General features: G+C 68.1%; 13 protein-coding genes. 6 read left to right on the top strand and 7 right to left on the bottom strand.

The features are described from left to right. Positions 1 to 64: 64 nt before the first annotated feature. The 5 genes from AC5P6S_RS12955 to AC5P6S_RS12975 all read right to left on the bottom strand — a co-directional run bounded on the left by AC5P6S_RS12955 (position 65) and on the right by AC5P6S_RS12975 (position 4,790). Positions 65 to 997 (bottom strand): RDD family protein, encoded by a 933-nt coding sequence (locus AC5P6S_RS12955; protein ID WP_024957896.1) that lies wholly within the window; start codon positions 995 to 997, stop codon positions 65 to 67. 49 nt (positions 998 to 1,046) lie between these two features. Further along, a complete protein-coding gene (locus AC5P6S_RS12960) occupies positions 1,047 to 1,805 on the bottom strand; it encodes a pilin (protein WP_005414606.1) in 759 nt (252 codons plus the stop codon). Positions 1,806 to 1,844: 39 nt separating this feature from the next. Beyond that, positions 1,845 to 2,318 carry a DUF494 family protein gene (locus tag AC5P6S_RS12965; RefSeq protein ID WP_005411195.1) on the bottom strand — a complete coding sequence of 158 codons (474 nt, stop codon included), beginning with the start codon at positions 2,316 to 2,318 and terminating at the stop codon, positions 1,845 to 1,847. 43 nt (positions 2,319 to 2,361) lie between these two features. Continuing rightward, a complete protein-coding gene (dprA, locus tag AC5P6S_RS12970) occupies positions 2,362 to 3,489 on the bottom strand; it encodes a DNA-processing protein DprA (protein WP_241876354.1) in 1,128 nt (375 codons plus the stop codon). A 167-nt stretch (positions 3,490 to 3,656) separates the two neighbouring features. Further along, positions 3,657 to 4,790 (bottom strand): LysM peptidoglycan-binding domain-containing protein, encoded by a 1,134-nt coding sequence (locus AC5P6S_RS12975; RefSeq protein ID WP_005414604.1) that lies wholly within the window; start codon positions 4,788 to 4,790, stop codon positions 3,657 to 3,659. Positions 4,791 to 4,916: 126 nt separating this feature from the next. Here AC5P6S_RS12975 and def point away from each other — a divergent pair, with 126 nt between their 5' ends. The 5 genes from def to AC5P6S_RS13000 all read left to right on the top strand — a co-directional run bounded on the left by def (position 4,917) and on the right by AC5P6S_RS13000 (position 10,960). Next, complete coding sequence (gene def / locus AC5P6S_RS12980) at positions 4,917 to 5,429, top strand: peptide deformylase (RefSeq protein WP_005411192.1); 513 nt, start codon at positions 4,917 to 4,919, stop codon at positions 5,427 to 5,429. Between the two features lie 120 nt (positions 5,430 to 5,549). Next, positions 5,550 to 6,473 (top strand): methionyl-tRNA formyltransferase, encoded by a 924-nt coding sequence (gene fmt / locus AC5P6S_RS12985; protein ID WP_049419093.1) that lies wholly within the window; start codon positions 5,550 to 5,552, stop codon positions 6,471 to 6,473. A 3-nt stretch (positions 6,474 to 6,476) separates the two neighbouring features. Next, positions 6,477 to 7,808 (top strand): 16S rRNA (cytosine(967)-C(5))-methyltransferase RsmB, encoded by a 1,332-nt coding sequence (gene rsmB, locus AC5P6S_RS12990; protein ID WP_049419095.1) that lies wholly within the window; start codon positions 6,477 to 6,479, stop codon positions 7,806 to 7,808. A gap of 23 nt (positions 7,809 to 7,831) precedes the next feature. Next, positions 7,832 to 9,553 (top strand): ArnT family glycosyltransferase, encoded by a 1,722-nt coding sequence (locus AC5P6S_RS12995; RefSeq protein ID WP_495204631.1) that lies wholly within the window; start codon positions 7,832 to 7,834, stop codon positions 9,551 to 9,553. Positions 9,554 to 9,685: 132 nt separating this feature from the next. Continuing rightward, complete coding sequence (locus AC5P6S_RS13000) at positions 9,686 to 10,960, top strand: O-antigen ligase family protein (protein WP_227843413.1); 1,275 nt, start codon at positions 9,686 to 9,688, stop codon at positions 10,958 to 10,960. Here AC5P6S_RS13000 and AC5P6S_RS13005 read toward each other — a convergent pair. Then, positions 10,933 to 12,054 (bottom strand): glycosyltransferase family 4 protein, encoded by a 1,122-nt coding sequence (locus AC5P6S_RS13005; RefSeq protein WP_227843412.1) that lies wholly within the window; start codon positions 12,052 to 12,054, stop codon positions 10,933 to 10,935. The two genes, AC5P6S_RS13000 and AC5P6S_RS13005, sit on opposite strands and share 28 nt — an antisense overlap. 43 nt (positions 12,055 to 12,097) lie before the next feature. Continuing rightward, positions 12,098 to 12,916 carry a glycosyltransferase family 2 protein gene (locus AC5P6S_RS13010; RefSeq protein ID WP_088435846.1) on the bottom strand — a complete coding sequence of 273 codons (819 nt, stop codon included), beginning with the start codon at positions 12,914 to 12,916 and terminating at the stop codon, positions 12,098 to 12,100. Between AC5P6S_RS13010 and AC5P6S_RS13015 the strand changes: the two genes are divergently transcribed. Continuing rightward, positions 12,915 to 13,973 carry a CDP-glycerol glycerophosphotransferase family protein gene (locus AC5P6S_RS13015; RefSeq protein ID WP_033834006.1) on the top strand — a complete coding sequence of 353 codons (1,059 nt, stop codon included), beginning with the start codon at positions 12,915 to 12,917 and terminating at the stop codon, positions 13,971 to 13,973. The two genes, AC5P6S_RS13010 and AC5P6S_RS13015, sit on opposite strands and share 2 nt — an antisense overlap. The last annotated feature ends 97 nt before the right edge of the window (positions 13,974 to 14,070 follow it).

The following is a 14,070-nucleotide window of genomic DNA, read 5'->3' on the forward strand; positions in this document are numbered from 1 at the left end:
CACCTTATTAGAGGAATCACGCCCGGCCAGCCCGTGTCAAGCAGCCAGCCGTGAGGATGGCCGTTCAGGAGGCCATCTTGGCGATGAAGCCGACCGCGAACACCAGCAGCGCCAGGCCCACCAGCGACAGTACCGCCGTCAACACCAGTACCAGCACGGTGACGGTGCCCAGCTCGCGGCGCTGCAGGTGGGGCTGGTCGGTGTAGGCCCAGCGGTCGACCACCAGAGTGTCGCAGATCATGTCGTGCAGGCCCTGCTTGCGTTCGGTGAAGGCCGCCATCAGGAAGCCGATGCCGAGGGTGAAGCTGCTCAGCAGCATGGCCCAGTAACGACCGAACGCGCGGGCCTTGGTCAGGCGCTCGCCGTTGCCGCGGACGACCTTGATGCCGACCGCCATCTTGCCCAGCGTGGCGCCGCCCTTCGAGGCATGGAACCAGGTGTAGTACGCCATGCCGATGCAGAGGTTGATCAGGGCACTTGCCAGCTGGGCCACGATCTCGATGGCTGATTCGCCACTGCCCACCGCGCCCATGCTGGCGCCCAGGATCGCACCGAGGATGGCTCCTATCATGCTGCCGGGGATGACCAGCACGAAGTAGTCGATCATGTAGGCCGCCACGCGCTTCCAGAAGCCTGCGTAGACCACTTCACCGCCAACCACAGGCTGTGCGTGGCCACCGCTGCCGACGGCGGCTGGAGCGCTGTATGGCGAGCTGCTGAGCGCGCCGGTGCCGGGCAGCGGTGCGGTGCCGCTGTCGATGGCGGCATAGTCGCTGCGCAGGTCGAACCCGCCGCTGCTGGTGGCAGTGGTGGCATCGGCCAGCGTCTGCAGGCCGAGCTCGTCGACCACCTGGCGCAGTGCAGCCCACTGGGCCATGCCCTCGCGCCAGACCAGGGTGTCCAGGTTCAACTGGCCGCGCTGGAAGCGCTGGCGGATCTCCTGGACCGGCAGCGGGCCCTGGCGTTGCTGTCCTTCGGCGTAGTACCACTCAGTCATTGCATGTTCCCTGTTGAATCATCCTTGGAGGTGCTGGCGTGCGCGTGGCTCAGCCGCGGCACGTCGGCGGCAGGTACTTGTCGTTGCTTTCGCCACTGCATTCCCACCGGCCGCTGTCGCGATCGTATTCCAGCCACAGCAGGTCGCCGTCGATGCCCTTGCCTGGTACCGCCAGCGTTGCTTCGATGCCGCAGTGACCGTTGTTGAAGCGGCCGATGTTCACCGCCGACAGGCCCGCGTTGGCGAAGTCGCCCGGGGCCGGGAAGCCGGCGTCATTGGCACCCGGGCAGCGCCCTTCGTCATCGGCGAAATGCTGCACCTGGTCCTTCAGCGGCTGCAGCGCGGCCACGGCGCCGGCGACTTTGCTGCGCACGGTGTAGTCGTTGTAGGCCGGCAGCGCGATGGCGGCCAGGATGGCCACGATCGGGACCAGTACCAGCAACAGGGCACCACCGATGATGGCGGTCAGCGCACAGCCGGACAGCTTCTTTTTCGGTGCCGGCAGGACGGTGGCCGATGCACTGGCGGCGTAGGGCGTGGACGCCGGCAGTACCGGCGGCTGCGGCGGAGGCGGTGCGACGGGTTCCGGTTCCGGTTCGGGTTCGACCGGCGGTACGGCGGCGTCCAGCGCCGGCACGATCAGGCCGAGTTCGTCCACGACGGTGCGCAACGGCTGCCATTGCGGCAGTCCGTCGCGCCAGACCAGGGTGTCCAGGGTGATCTGGTTGTTGCGGAACAGCTCGACCAATTGTTCCGCCGGCAGCGGACCTTGCTGCCGGTTGCCTTCTGCATGGAACCACTCGCTCACGGGGACGCTCCTGAATGCGCTATGCCCCCAAGTGTACGGTCAGTGCAGGGGTTCTGGCTCGTCCATGAACATCTGCGTCTCCATCCAGGCATAGGCCGCTTCGGAGCCAGGCTGGTTGAACAGCACCATCAGTACGACCCACTTCAGGTCGTCCAGGTCCAGTTCGTCCTGGTCCAGGGCCATCGCCCGGTCCAGCACCAGCTCGCGCTGGTCGGCGTCGAGGATGCCGTGCTGTTCCAGGTACAGCAGGAAGCCGCGGCATTCCACGTCCAGCTTGTCCAGCTCGGGGCCGTGGTAGACGCGCACGGGGCCGTCGACCCGTGCCTGGGCCACGCTCGGCCGCTGCGCGGCCAGGGCGTCGAGCCAGTCGAACGCCTTGTTGATCTCGGTTGGGCTGAAACCGGCCTGGATCAGGCCGTTCTGGAGCGAATCGCGGTCACGGATCAGGTCCGCGTCTTCGCTGAAATAGTGTTCAAACAGGTACAGCAGTACGTCCAGGATGCTCTCTTTCATTGCCCCTCGGCCTGCGTCGCGCGACGCTGTGGAGGTGAAGAAACTAGGGAGTTCGACAGTAGCGGCCGTGTACGCACACCACGATTCCCGCCAGTTCCATGGCCAGCAGCATGGAGGACACCTGGGGCGCCGTCAATCCACAGCGTGTGATCAGTGAATCCATACTGCTTGGGTCGTGGTCCAGGGCCCGCCACAAGCACTGGTAGTCAGGGTCGTCGGCCCAGCGCGCCGGCAGGAGCGCCGGCGGTGCCTGTTCAGTGGGGGTGCCCAGCCGTGATTGCAAGCCCGGCAGCTGCTGGCGAAGGGCAGGGGCCAGCAGTTCCAGCACTTCCTCGGGGCGCTCGACCAGTGCGGCCCCTTCACGGATCAGCCGGTGGCAGCCCGCTGCGCGTGGGTTGAGTACCGAGCCGGGCAGGGCACAGACTTCACGGCCCGCCTCGGCAGCCAGCCGTGCGGTGATCAGGGCGCCGGAGCGTTGCGCGGCCTCGACCACCACCGTCGCTAGCGCCAGCCCGGCTACCAGGCGGTTGCGCGCGGGGAAGTGGCCCGGGCGTGCCGGTGTGCCGGGCAGGTACTCGCTGAGCACCGCGCCCTCGGCGGCGATCCGCCCCTGCAACCGTTGGTGGCTGTCCGGATAGGCCCGATCAGGGCCGGTCCCGATCACCGCCACGGTGCAGCCGCCTGCCTCCAGTGTGGCCAGATGGGCGGCCGCGTCGATGCCGGCCGCCAGGCCACTGGTTACGGCCAGTCCGGCCTCGACGAAGCAGCCGGCAAAGCGCGCGGCCAGCGCGCGTCCTCCCGGGGTTGGCGAGCGGCTGCCGACCAGCGCCACCGAGGGGCGCCAGGCCAGGCTCGGATCGCCCGCCACGAACAGCGCCAGTGGCGGGTTCGGGACGTCCAGCAGGGGCGGCGGAAAGGCCGCATCGGCGAAGGACAACAGATGGTGGTCGTCGTCTTCCAGCCAGTGCCGTGCCACGGTCCAGGCGCGGGCGTCGGGGTGTTCCAGTGCAGCGCACTGCTCTGGCGTGCAACCGTGCGCGCGCCAGGTCGCGGCGCCCTGCGCGATCGCGGTCTGCGCGCTGCCCGCGGCCTGCAGCAGGGACCGCCGTGGCGCCAGCGCGCCGCCTGCCATCACCAGGCGCAGCAGCGCCTCATCAGCTTGCTTGGTCATTCCCCCACTATCGAGCGCATGCAACAAAGGCGCCCTAGGGCGCCTTCGCATGTGGCTGTCAGGCTTTGCCGGAGACCGCCCCTGTAGAGTCGACTGTCAGTCGACTACCGCGCGCAGCGCGGGCGATTTCGGGGGGGCGGTGAAGAGCAGTCCACTAACAGTCGACTCTACCGCGCGTCCGGGTGCAGCGCGTTGTACCCCACGCGCACCGGCTTCACGCCCTGCATCACCAGCGCGTAGCTGACATTGTCAAAGGTGCGGAACACCATGGCATGCGCCGCGTACTCGTCCGGCAGCGAGACCCGGCCGGCGCCGGTGCTGAGCGAATCGTCCGTGCGCGACGAGTTCGGGTACTTCATGCGGTGCGCCACATGGCGGCCCGGGCGCCACAGCGAGAACACGGTTCCATTGTCCACGCCCTGCGTGCGACCAGCCGAGATCGCGATCACGTCGCGGGGGCCGCCGGCGGTGAACATGTCGGTGACGGCCAGCACGCGTACGTCGACGCCCTCGACGCCTGCGGCGGGGACATGGGGCACGAACTGCAGGTCGTACGGCCTGGCCTCGATCGGCACCAGGCGGTCGCCGGCACGCACCTCACGGCCGCCTTCGTTCTTGTCCAGCACCAGGGTGGACGCCTCGACCTTGCCTCCGGCGACATGGGTGATGGTGCCGGTGGCGACCTGGGCCAGCTCATAGCCGAGCACGCCGCGGCGGTGGTTGGGTGCGCTGTAGGCGCGCCACAGGTTGCCGCTGCCCGGGGTGACGTCGCCGTTGGCGGTCAGGTCCTCGGTCGGCTTGGGCTGGGCGTAGCGCACGGTCGGGCGGACAACCGCCCAGCGCTGGCCTACCTGGGCGTCGGCCAGGCGCACATAGACGGCGTGGCCGCTGGTGGCGCGCAGGCGTTCCTCTTCCAGGCCGGCCACGTAGGGCAGCTGCTCGATGCTGTCGACCACGCTCAGCTGCTTCAGGAACGGCTCGACCTGGGCCAGCGGAATGGCGTCGATCGGGGCCTCCTGGCGTGGGCCGGGCCGGGCCGCCACGGTCACCCGGTCCAGGTAGGCCAGGCTCAGGACGTCACCGGGATAGATCAGGTGCGGATTGGCGATCTGCGGATTGGCCTGCCAGATCTCCGGCCACAGCCACGGCTTCTGCAGGAAACGTGCGGCGATATCCCACAACGTATCCCCTTTTCGGACCACATAGGTGTCCGGGTGCCCGCCATTCACTTCCACGGCGGTAGCATAGGCAGCCACGGTCAGCATCGCCGCGGCGACGACCGTACGAAAACGAAGCAACATAGGTGTGAAGCCCTGATTCCCCAACAGGTTCGCGCACTATAGTCCAGAAACCGGGGCGCAAGGCAAGCGTTGGAGCTAGAATCTGCGACGTATGCCGGCGTGCCGGCCCCCTATCCGGAAACAGCCATGGCCCTTCTCCCCATTCTCGAGTTCCCCGATCCGCGCCTGCGTACCAAGGCCGCGTTGATCGAAGCTGCCGAAGTCACCACGCCGGCCTTCCAGGAACTGATCGACAACATGTTCCTGACCATGTACGACGCCCCGGGCATCGGCCTGGCCGCCACCCAGGTGGACGTGCACAAGCGCTTCATGGTCATCGACGTCAGCGAAGAAAAGAATGAACCGCATGTGTTCATCAATCCGGAAATCGTCGCCAAGGACGGGGGCCGGGTGTACCAGGAGGGCTGCCTGTCGGTTCCGGGCATCTTCGCCGACGTGACCCGTGCCGACACCATCACCGTGAAGTACCTGGACCGCAACGGCCAGGAACAGCAGATGGAGGCTGGTGACGTGCTGGCCACCTGCATCCAGCACGAGATGGATCACTTGGACGGCAAGCTGTTCATCGACTATCTGTCGCCGCTCAAGCGCGAGATGGTGCGCAAGAAGCTGGCCAAGCAGCGCAAGCACGTGGCGTGATCGCCAATCCGGGCCACCCTTCGGGTGGCCCGTGCCTGCGCGGCTCGCGCGGGCTCTACGGCGCCGGCCGACGGCGCCGTTTTCTTTCCTGCACGAATCCATCCTGCAAGTGGGGTAGCCATGAGGATTGTCTTTGCCGGTACGCCGGAATTCGCGGTGTCGTCGCTGCGCGCGGCTGCGCGCCACCATGAGGTCGTGGCCGTCTATACCCAGCCTGATCGCCCGGCCGGCCGAGGCCGTGGCCTGGCGCCTTCGCCGGTCAAGCTCGAAGCCGTGGCCCGTGGCATTCCGGTCTACCAGCCGGAGTCGCTGAAGGAGGCGGCTGCCCAGCAGCAGTTGCGCGACCTGCAGCCGGACCTGATGGTGGTGGTGGCCTATGGCCTGATCCTGCCCAAGGCAGTACTGGCCATCCCGACCCATGGTTGCTGGAACGTGCATGCCTCGCTGCTGCCGCGCTGGCGCGGCGCTGCGCCGATCCAGCGTGCGATCCAGGCTGGTGACGCGAAGACCGGGGTGTGCCTGATGCAGATGGAGGCTGGCCTGGATACCGGCCCGGTGCTGCTGCACCAGGAGCTGCCGATCGCCGCCACCGATACCGGCGGCCAGCTGCACGACAAGCTGGCCGAGCTTGGTGCCCAGGTGTTGTCCGATGGCCTGGGCCTGCTGCGTGCGGGCATCAAGCCGATCGCGCGACCGCAGCCGGAACAGGGCGTGACGTACGCGCACAAGCTGGACAAGGCCGAAGCCAGGCTGGACTGGGCGCAGGACGCCGACGCGCTGGCGCGTACCGTGCGCGCGTTCAATCCGTGGCCGATCGCCGAGGCAACGCTGGCTGGCGAACGCGTGCGCATCCATGGTGCGGTGGCACTGGAGGCAGACCACGGCCAGGCGCCGGGCACCGTGCTGGCCGCCGGCCGCGACGGCATCGACATTGCCTGTGGCCAGGGCGCGCTGCGCCTGCGCGTGCTGCAGCGTGAAGGCGGCAAGGCGATCACCGCTGCCGATTACCTCAACGCTCGCCGCGACCTGCGCGTGGGGGCATAAGCGGTGTCCAAGCAGAACGATTTCTCCGTCGCCAAGGCTGCACCGGGCGCGGCCACGCGCATGCTGGCCGCACGCGTGCTGGCACAGGTGTTCACCCGTGGCCGTTCGCTGAAGGCCGAACTGGCCTGGGCGCTGCCGAAGCTGGCCGACAGCCGCGACCGCGCGCTGCTGGAAGCCCTGTGTTTCGCTGTGCTGCGCCGTCGCAGCACCTATGACGCGGCCTTGCAGGCCTGGATGCAGAAGCCGCTGTCGGCGCGCGATGCCGACCTGCGCACGCTGCTGATGGTCGGTTTCGCCCAGCTGGACGTGCTCGAACTGCCTGCGCACGCAGCGCTTTCGGCTACGGTCGATGCGGCGCGCGCGCTGGGCCGTGAGCGCCAGGCAGGCCTGGTCAACGCGATCCTGCGCCGCGCCCAGCGCGAGGGGTTCCCCGAGCAGCCTGCGCGCGACGCCTTCCCGGAATGGTTGGCTGATGCGATCGAACGCGACTGGCCGGCGCAGGCCGAAGCGATCTTCAGCGCCAGCCTGCAACCCGCGCCCTTGTGGCTGCGTGCCAACCGCCAGCACGGCGGTCGCGACAAGGCCCTGGCGACGCTGGCCGAGGCCGGCATTGCCGCTGAAGCCACTGCACTGTGCGCCGATGCGTTGCGCCTGGCGACCCCCGTTGCCGTGAACCAGCTGCCGGGTTTCGGCGATGGTGCACTGTCGGTGCAGGACCTGTCGGCGCAATGCGCGGCCGATGCGTTGGCACCCGCGACCGGTGCCCGCGTGCTGGATGCCTGCGCGGCACCCGGCGGCAAATCGGCGCATCTGCTGGAGCGTGACCCGAGCCTGCGCCTGCTGGCGCTGGATATCGACACGCGCCGTCTGGCCCGTGCGCGTGACACTTACACCCGCACCGGTGTGGGCGAGCATGCGCAGACCCTGGTCGCCGATGCCAGCGATCCCGGTTCGTGGTGGGACGGCGTGCCGTTCGACGCGATCCTGCTGGATGCGCCATGTTCGGCCACGGGCGTGATCCGCCGCCAGCCGGATGTGATGTTCCACCGCCGCGCCGAGGACGTCGATGCACTGGTGGGCGTGCAGGCGCGCCTGCTGGAAGCCTGCTGGTCGATGCTGCGCCCGGGCGGCGTGCTGCTGTACGCCACCTGTTCGATCCTGCGCGCCGAGAACATCGATCAGGTGCGTGCGTTCCTGAAGTGGCATCCGGACGCGGTGGCGCAGCCGCTGGGCGATGCGTTCGGCGTGGATTGCGAAGGCGTGGCACGCCAGCGACTGCCTGGTGACAACGATGCTGACGGTTTCTTCTACGCGCGTCTGATAAAAGCAGCCTGACCCCCGCTGCCGTTTCGAGTCCCATGCTGAAGACCCACGCGTCGCGCCAGACGTGGTTGTTCGTGGTGGTGGCCCTGCTGGTGCTGGGGGCCGGGCTCGGTCTCCGCGATCCGTGGCCCTCTGACGAACCACGCTTCGCGCTGGTGGCCAGGCAGATGGTCGACAGCGGTTACTGGTTGTTCCCGCATCGCGGTACCGAGCTGTATTCGGACAAGCCGCCGATGCTGATGTGGTGGCAGGCCTCGCTGTATGGCCTGGTTGGCCACTGGCGCGTGGCCTCCCTGCTGCCCTCGCTGCTGGCCGCATTGGGCACGCTGTGGTGCGTGGTCGATCTGGGGCGCCGGCTGTGGACGCGGCAGGTCGGGCTCTGCGCGGGGTGGGCACTGCTGTTCGCGCTGCAGTTCACCTTCCAGGCGAAGAAGGCGCAGATCGATCCGCTGCTGGTGCTGTTCATCACCCTGGCCAACTATGGCCTGCTGCGCCACCTGCTGCTGGGCCCGGCCTGGCGCTGGTGGTGGCTGGGCTGGTTCTTCGCCGGTATCGGGGTGATCACCAAGGGCGTAGGCATGCTGGCGCTGCTGATGATCGTGCCGGCGGCCATCGCTGCAGCCCTGCAGTGGCCCCGTGTTTCCCTGCACGCGCGCGATGGCCGCTTCTGGCTGGCACCGCTGGCCTTCCTGCTGGCGGTATCGCTGTGGCTGGCGCCGATGCTGCTGGCCGCGCTGGGCACCGGGTCGGACGAGTACCGCGCCTACATCAACGACATCCTGGTGCGGCAGACGGCCCGCCGCTACACGCAGTCCTGGGACCATCACCAGCCGTGGTGGTACTTTTTCGGCGTGATGCCGTCGATGTGGATCCCGGCGTTCCTGGTGCTGCCATGGGCGATTCCCGCATGGCGCAGGCGCCTGCGCCGACGTGACCCTCGCTACCTGCTGCCGCTGGCCTGGTGGTTGCTGGTCGTGCTGTTCTTCTCGATTCCCCAGGGCAAGCGCGATGTCTACATCCTGCCGGCGCTGCCGATGTTCTGCCTGGCGCTGGCGCCGCTGCTGCCCGGGCTGCTGAAGCGGCGCGATGTGCAGCGCGTGCTGGGAGGGTTTGCCGCGTTGCTGGCACTGGGATTGAGCCTGGTCGGGGCGCTCGCGTTGCTGGGTGATCCGCGCTTCGAGGTGAACCTTGCCCATGGACGCGGATTGCCGCCGGGCGCGACCGATGCACTGGCGTGGACGATCCTGGCGATGGGGCTCTGGGGTGGCTTGAGCCTGGTGGTGACCGGCTGGCGTCGAAGCCATCTGGCGCTGCTATCGACCCTGGCCGTGGCCTGGGTGCTTTACGGCCTGTTCGGCTACCCGTTGCTGAATGATTCAAGCTCTGCGCGTGGTCTGATGCGTGACGTTGGCGCGCGTCTCGGGCCAGGCGCGGAACTGGGACTGGTGGCCTGGAAGGAACAGAATCTGCTGATGGCGGACCGCCGCGCGGCGACCTTTGGATTCGAGAACCGCTGGCATGAACAGCTGCAGGCGGCCGTGCGCTGGCAGCGCTTGTCCCCCCGGCATCGCTGGTTGCTGGTGAATGACGATGCCATGCAGGAGTGCATTGATCGTTCGCAGGCGCAGATGGCCGGCATATCCAACCGCCGTCGCTGGTGGCTGGTTCCCGCCAGGGCGGTGTCCGGGGCCTGCGTGCCTGACCTGAAGGAGCTCGAGCGCGAGTACCGGCTGCAGGGGCCACCGGATGCGGACTGAACGAATGAGCGACGGACATGGCCAGTCTGCGTCAACCAGCGGCCTGCTCTGTCCTAGAATGAGGGCCGCTCCCGGCACCGTGCCGGTCTATCGCCATCGACCTGCCGACCGCACCACGTGACTCCGCTTTCCTTGCCTACTTCCCGCACGACGGGCTTCCTGGCCGGCGCCTACGCCGTGGTGCTGGGGGCGTTGCCGACGCTGCTGATGATCACCATGGAGGGCGGCAGCGCGGGGTTCTACCTGGCGATCCTGCTGTCGATCGTCCTGCTGCTGTTGCCCTCGGCCGCTCCGCGCCTGCTGTCCGGTTCCGCCCGGCGCTATGCATGGATGGGCATCGGCATGGCCGTGATGCTGGTCGGCGTGCTGATCAGCCTGGGCGTGCATGGCATCTGGAAGGGATCGGAGGTCGAAAAGGCCGCACGCCTGTTGTCGATGCTGCTGATCCTGTTCGCCGCGCTGCGGGTGCCGCGCAGGATCCTTGCGCGGGCGATGCTGGGCACCCTGCCTGCGGTGTGGTCGGCAGCAGCCATCATTGGCTGGTTGGCGCTGGAAACCGGCGTGCGGCCTGCCACCCAGCAGTTCAATGCGGTGACCTACGGCGACCTGACCCTGTTGTTCGGTGTGCTGAGCCTGATGTCGCTGGGCCTGCCGGTAACCCGTTTCACCCGCATCGAAGCCACGCTGAAGCTGCTGACCGGCATCCTTGGCCTGGTCGCATTCCTGTGGACGCAGACCCGCGGTGGCCTGCTGGCGATTCCCTGCTTCCTGCTGATCGGCCTGCTGGTGATGGGGCGCCGGCTGGGCCGGATGAAGATCCTGCTGGGACTGGTACTCGCGGCCGGCGTCGGCATCGTCGCCACCCATGATGGTGCGTTGCGCGATCGCATCGATGCGGGCGTGAGCGAGTATGGCGATTGCAGTGCCGACCACCTGGCAGATACCTCGGTCTGCATCCGCCTTCAGTTGTGGACCGCGGCTGGCTACATGATCCGCGAGCAGCCGGTGTTCGGTGTCGGTGGTGGCGACCGCTTCCGCCAGGAGCTGGAACGACTTGCCGGACAGGGAAAGGTGTCGGCGATGGTCGCGCGTGATTTCGGCGAGACCCACAACGACCTGCTGTATTTCCTGGCCACCTACGGCGTGCTGGGGGGACTTGGCCTGGTGCTGGTGTACGTGGCCCCGACGCTGGTGTTCGTGCCACGCCTGTGGCGTGGCGACGAACGGTCGCGGTTGCATGCCGCGGCAGGGTTGAGCATCTGCGTGGCATTCGCCGTCTTCGGGGTTACCGAAATGATGCTGCGTGACATGCGGACCGCCTCGTTCTATGCCGCCTGGGTTGCCCTGCTGCTGGCCCTGTCCGAGCCGCGCCGGTCAGATCAGGCTGAGGCCAGCACCGCTTCGTAGCTGGCCAGGGTCGCCCCGGCGAAGGTCTGCAGGCCGAACTCACGCTCTGCATGGCGGCGGGCGGCCATGCCCATCGCCGGCAGCGCCTGGCGTTGTTCATACATCGCCTGCACCTGTGCGGCGATGGCGGCCACGTTGCGGGTGGGCACGACCCAGCCGTCGACTCCCTGCTCGATGTTTTCCGGCAGCCCCGCGTAGTCGCTGACCAGCATCGGCCTGGCGCTGGCCATCATTTCGCGGCAGGCGAAGGAAATTGTTTCTATGTCGTTGGACAGCACGAAGCCGACGTCGCCGGCGGCGATCAGTGGGCGCGTATCGGCCAGCAGTCCGGTGAAGTGGACCTGCGCGGCGACATCGCCGAGGGCCTGTACCTGCGCGCGTTGCTGCGCGTTGGGCAGGTGACCCGCGACCGCCATGTGTACGTGCGGCCGGATCGCGTCGGGGAGCAGGGCAATGGCCTGCGCAAGGTCGATCCAGCCCTTGTAGTCATCGGTGCCGGCGTTGCTGACCAGCAGCAGCGCGTCCGGGTCCTGCGTCCATTGCTGCCGCATTGCCTGGCCGGCGTCGGCCGGCAGCAGCGCGAAGCGGTCCAGGTCGACGCCGTTGCGGACCACATCGATCGGGCAGCGCCGGTACGGGCCCTGCTCCAGCAGACGCCCGGTGTGTGCCGAAACCGCAATCACGCGGTCGGTGGCCCAGCGGGCCCTGAAGGCATTGCCAAGCGTACGGGTGGGCTTGCTGTTGTGCTTGGTCAGGATGATCGGCGGGCGGCGCATGCCGAGCAGTCCCTGCATCACGAAGCGGTGATCACGAGCACCGTTGACGTGGACCAGGTCGATGCCCTCGTCCCGCACCAGCCGGCGCAGCGCATGCTGTTCGGCCAGTTGTCGTGGCAAGGTCGGCAGGCCGCTGCCAAAGGCCATCGGCAGCGGGGTGGCGATTCCTTCCTCGGCCACCGTGCGCAGCAGGCGGCTGTCGGCGGGGGCTGCGACATGGAGCGTGTGCTGGCCATGCAGGGCGCGCGCCAGGGACACGATGTACGTGGTGTGGCCGCCACCGTCGCCATAGTGGAAGTTGGTGTACAGGATTTTCATGGGGGATCTTCAGGCAACGCGCGGCAAGTGTGACACAGCCGGCTCAGGGCCGTTCCACAGGGGCTGGAGGATCGGCCACCGCCTGGCCGTTGCCCAGCATCCACAGCATGATGGTCTTCTGCCGTACGTAGTTGGCACGCACATAGGCATAGACGAGGCCGTGCCAGCCGTCGCGGAAGCCGCCGCGGAACAGGAAGCCACGCCAGAACCGCCAGGCCGGCGCCAGCACCAGCTTGCCCAGCGTGGCGCGCTTGCCACGCGCGAACTCGTGCTCGGCCATCATCCGTGCATACTTCTCGGTCTTGGCCAGCTGCTGCTGCAACGATCGATAGGGATAGTGGATGAGATCGCCGCGCAGGGTGCCGACGCTGCCATCGACGCTGGCCGCCTCGTGGATCTCGCGCTTGCCGCGCCAGCCGCCCTGGCGGCGGTCGAACAGGCGCATCACCCGGTCCGGGTAGGCATTGCCGTGGCGCAGGAACCTGCCAAAGTACTCAGACAGGCGGGCGAAGCGGTAGCCGGCGTGGCCGGCGAAGCCGCCGTCACGGGCCTGTTCGATGGCCGCACGCAGCTCGGGGCTGATGCGCTCGTCGGCATCCAGGCACAGTACCCAGTCGTGGCTGGCCTGCTCGACGCAGAACGCCTTCTGGCTGCGGAAGCCCTCGAACCGATGCTGCAGCACGCGGGCACCGGCAGCCTCGGCGATGGCCACGGTCGCATCGGTGGACTGCGAGTCCACCACCACGATCTCATCGCAGAAGGCCAGCGAGGCCAGGCAGTCGCCGATGCGCCCGGCCTCGTTGAACGCGATAATGCACGCCGAGATGCGAGGCCGTTCGATGGGAGCGGTCGTGGAGGACATGATGGCCGGGTACCTGTTGTTTGCGACGGAGCGCTATGCGCTGCCTATTCTCGCCCCGTTGGCGCAGGCGTTGCACGCGTCCGGGCAGGAGGTTGCGGCCTGGTTCGAAGGCGGCGCGGCCGGCAGCAGCCTGCCGGGGGTGGCCAACGTCGGCCTGAAGCAGGCCCTGGCAATGCGCCCGCGGGCGGTGTTCAGCGCGGCCAACTGGGTGCCGACCTTCCTTTCGGGGGCCAAGGTGCAGCTGTTCCATGGCTTCAATGTGGAAAAGCGCGACAGCGCGCGCGGCCACTTCCGGGTGCGCGGCATGTTCGACCTGTACTGCACGCAGGGGCCGGCCACCACGACGCCGTTCCGCGAGATCGCGGCCCAGCAGGGCCACTTCGCGGTGGCCGAGACCGGCTGGCCGAAGCTGGACCCGCTGTTCCGCGATGACGGTGGCGAGAGCGCCGCACTGCGCGCGCCGGCCGGCGATCGCCCGGTGATCCTGTTTGGTTCCACCTTCACCGAGCGGCTGAGTGCGGCACCGCACCTGCATGCGCAGATCGCCGCCGATATCGCTGCCGGTGGGCGCTACTGGCTGCTGACCCTGCATCCCAAATGTCCGCCGGAACTGTTCGAGCGCTATCGCGCGCTGGCCGGTGCCAATGCCCGCTTCATCGAGCCGGAGCAGGTGATGGCCGCGCAGCGCGCCGCCGATGTGCTGGTGTCGGACACCTCGTCGATCGTTTCGGAGTTCATCGTCCAGCACAAGCCGGTGGTGACCTTCCGCAACCGCGTGCCGAAGCCGCACATGATTGATTTCGACGACCCGGCACAGCTGCCGGCGATGCTGCAGCACGCGCTGCATCCGGACGCCGCGCTGCAGGCGGAAATCGTGCGTTACGCCGATGCCATCCATCCGTACCGCGACGGCCTGTCCAGCGAGCGGGTAATCGCGGCCACCGAGGATTTCCTGTCCGGTGAAATGGGTGCGCTGCGCCGCAAGCCTCTCGGCAGCTGGGTGCGCGATCTGCAGATCCGAAGGGACCTGGGCTATTGGGGCCCCTCGCAGCGATGATGCCTCGCTGACCCTGCTCGCGGTAGTGCCGGCCGCTGGCCGGCAAACCGGGGGATGTGCAGTTGCCGGCCAGCGGCCGGCACGACCTGATTCAGGC

Source organism: Stenotrophomonas sp. YJH_SMC_119 (assembly GCF_059368315.1).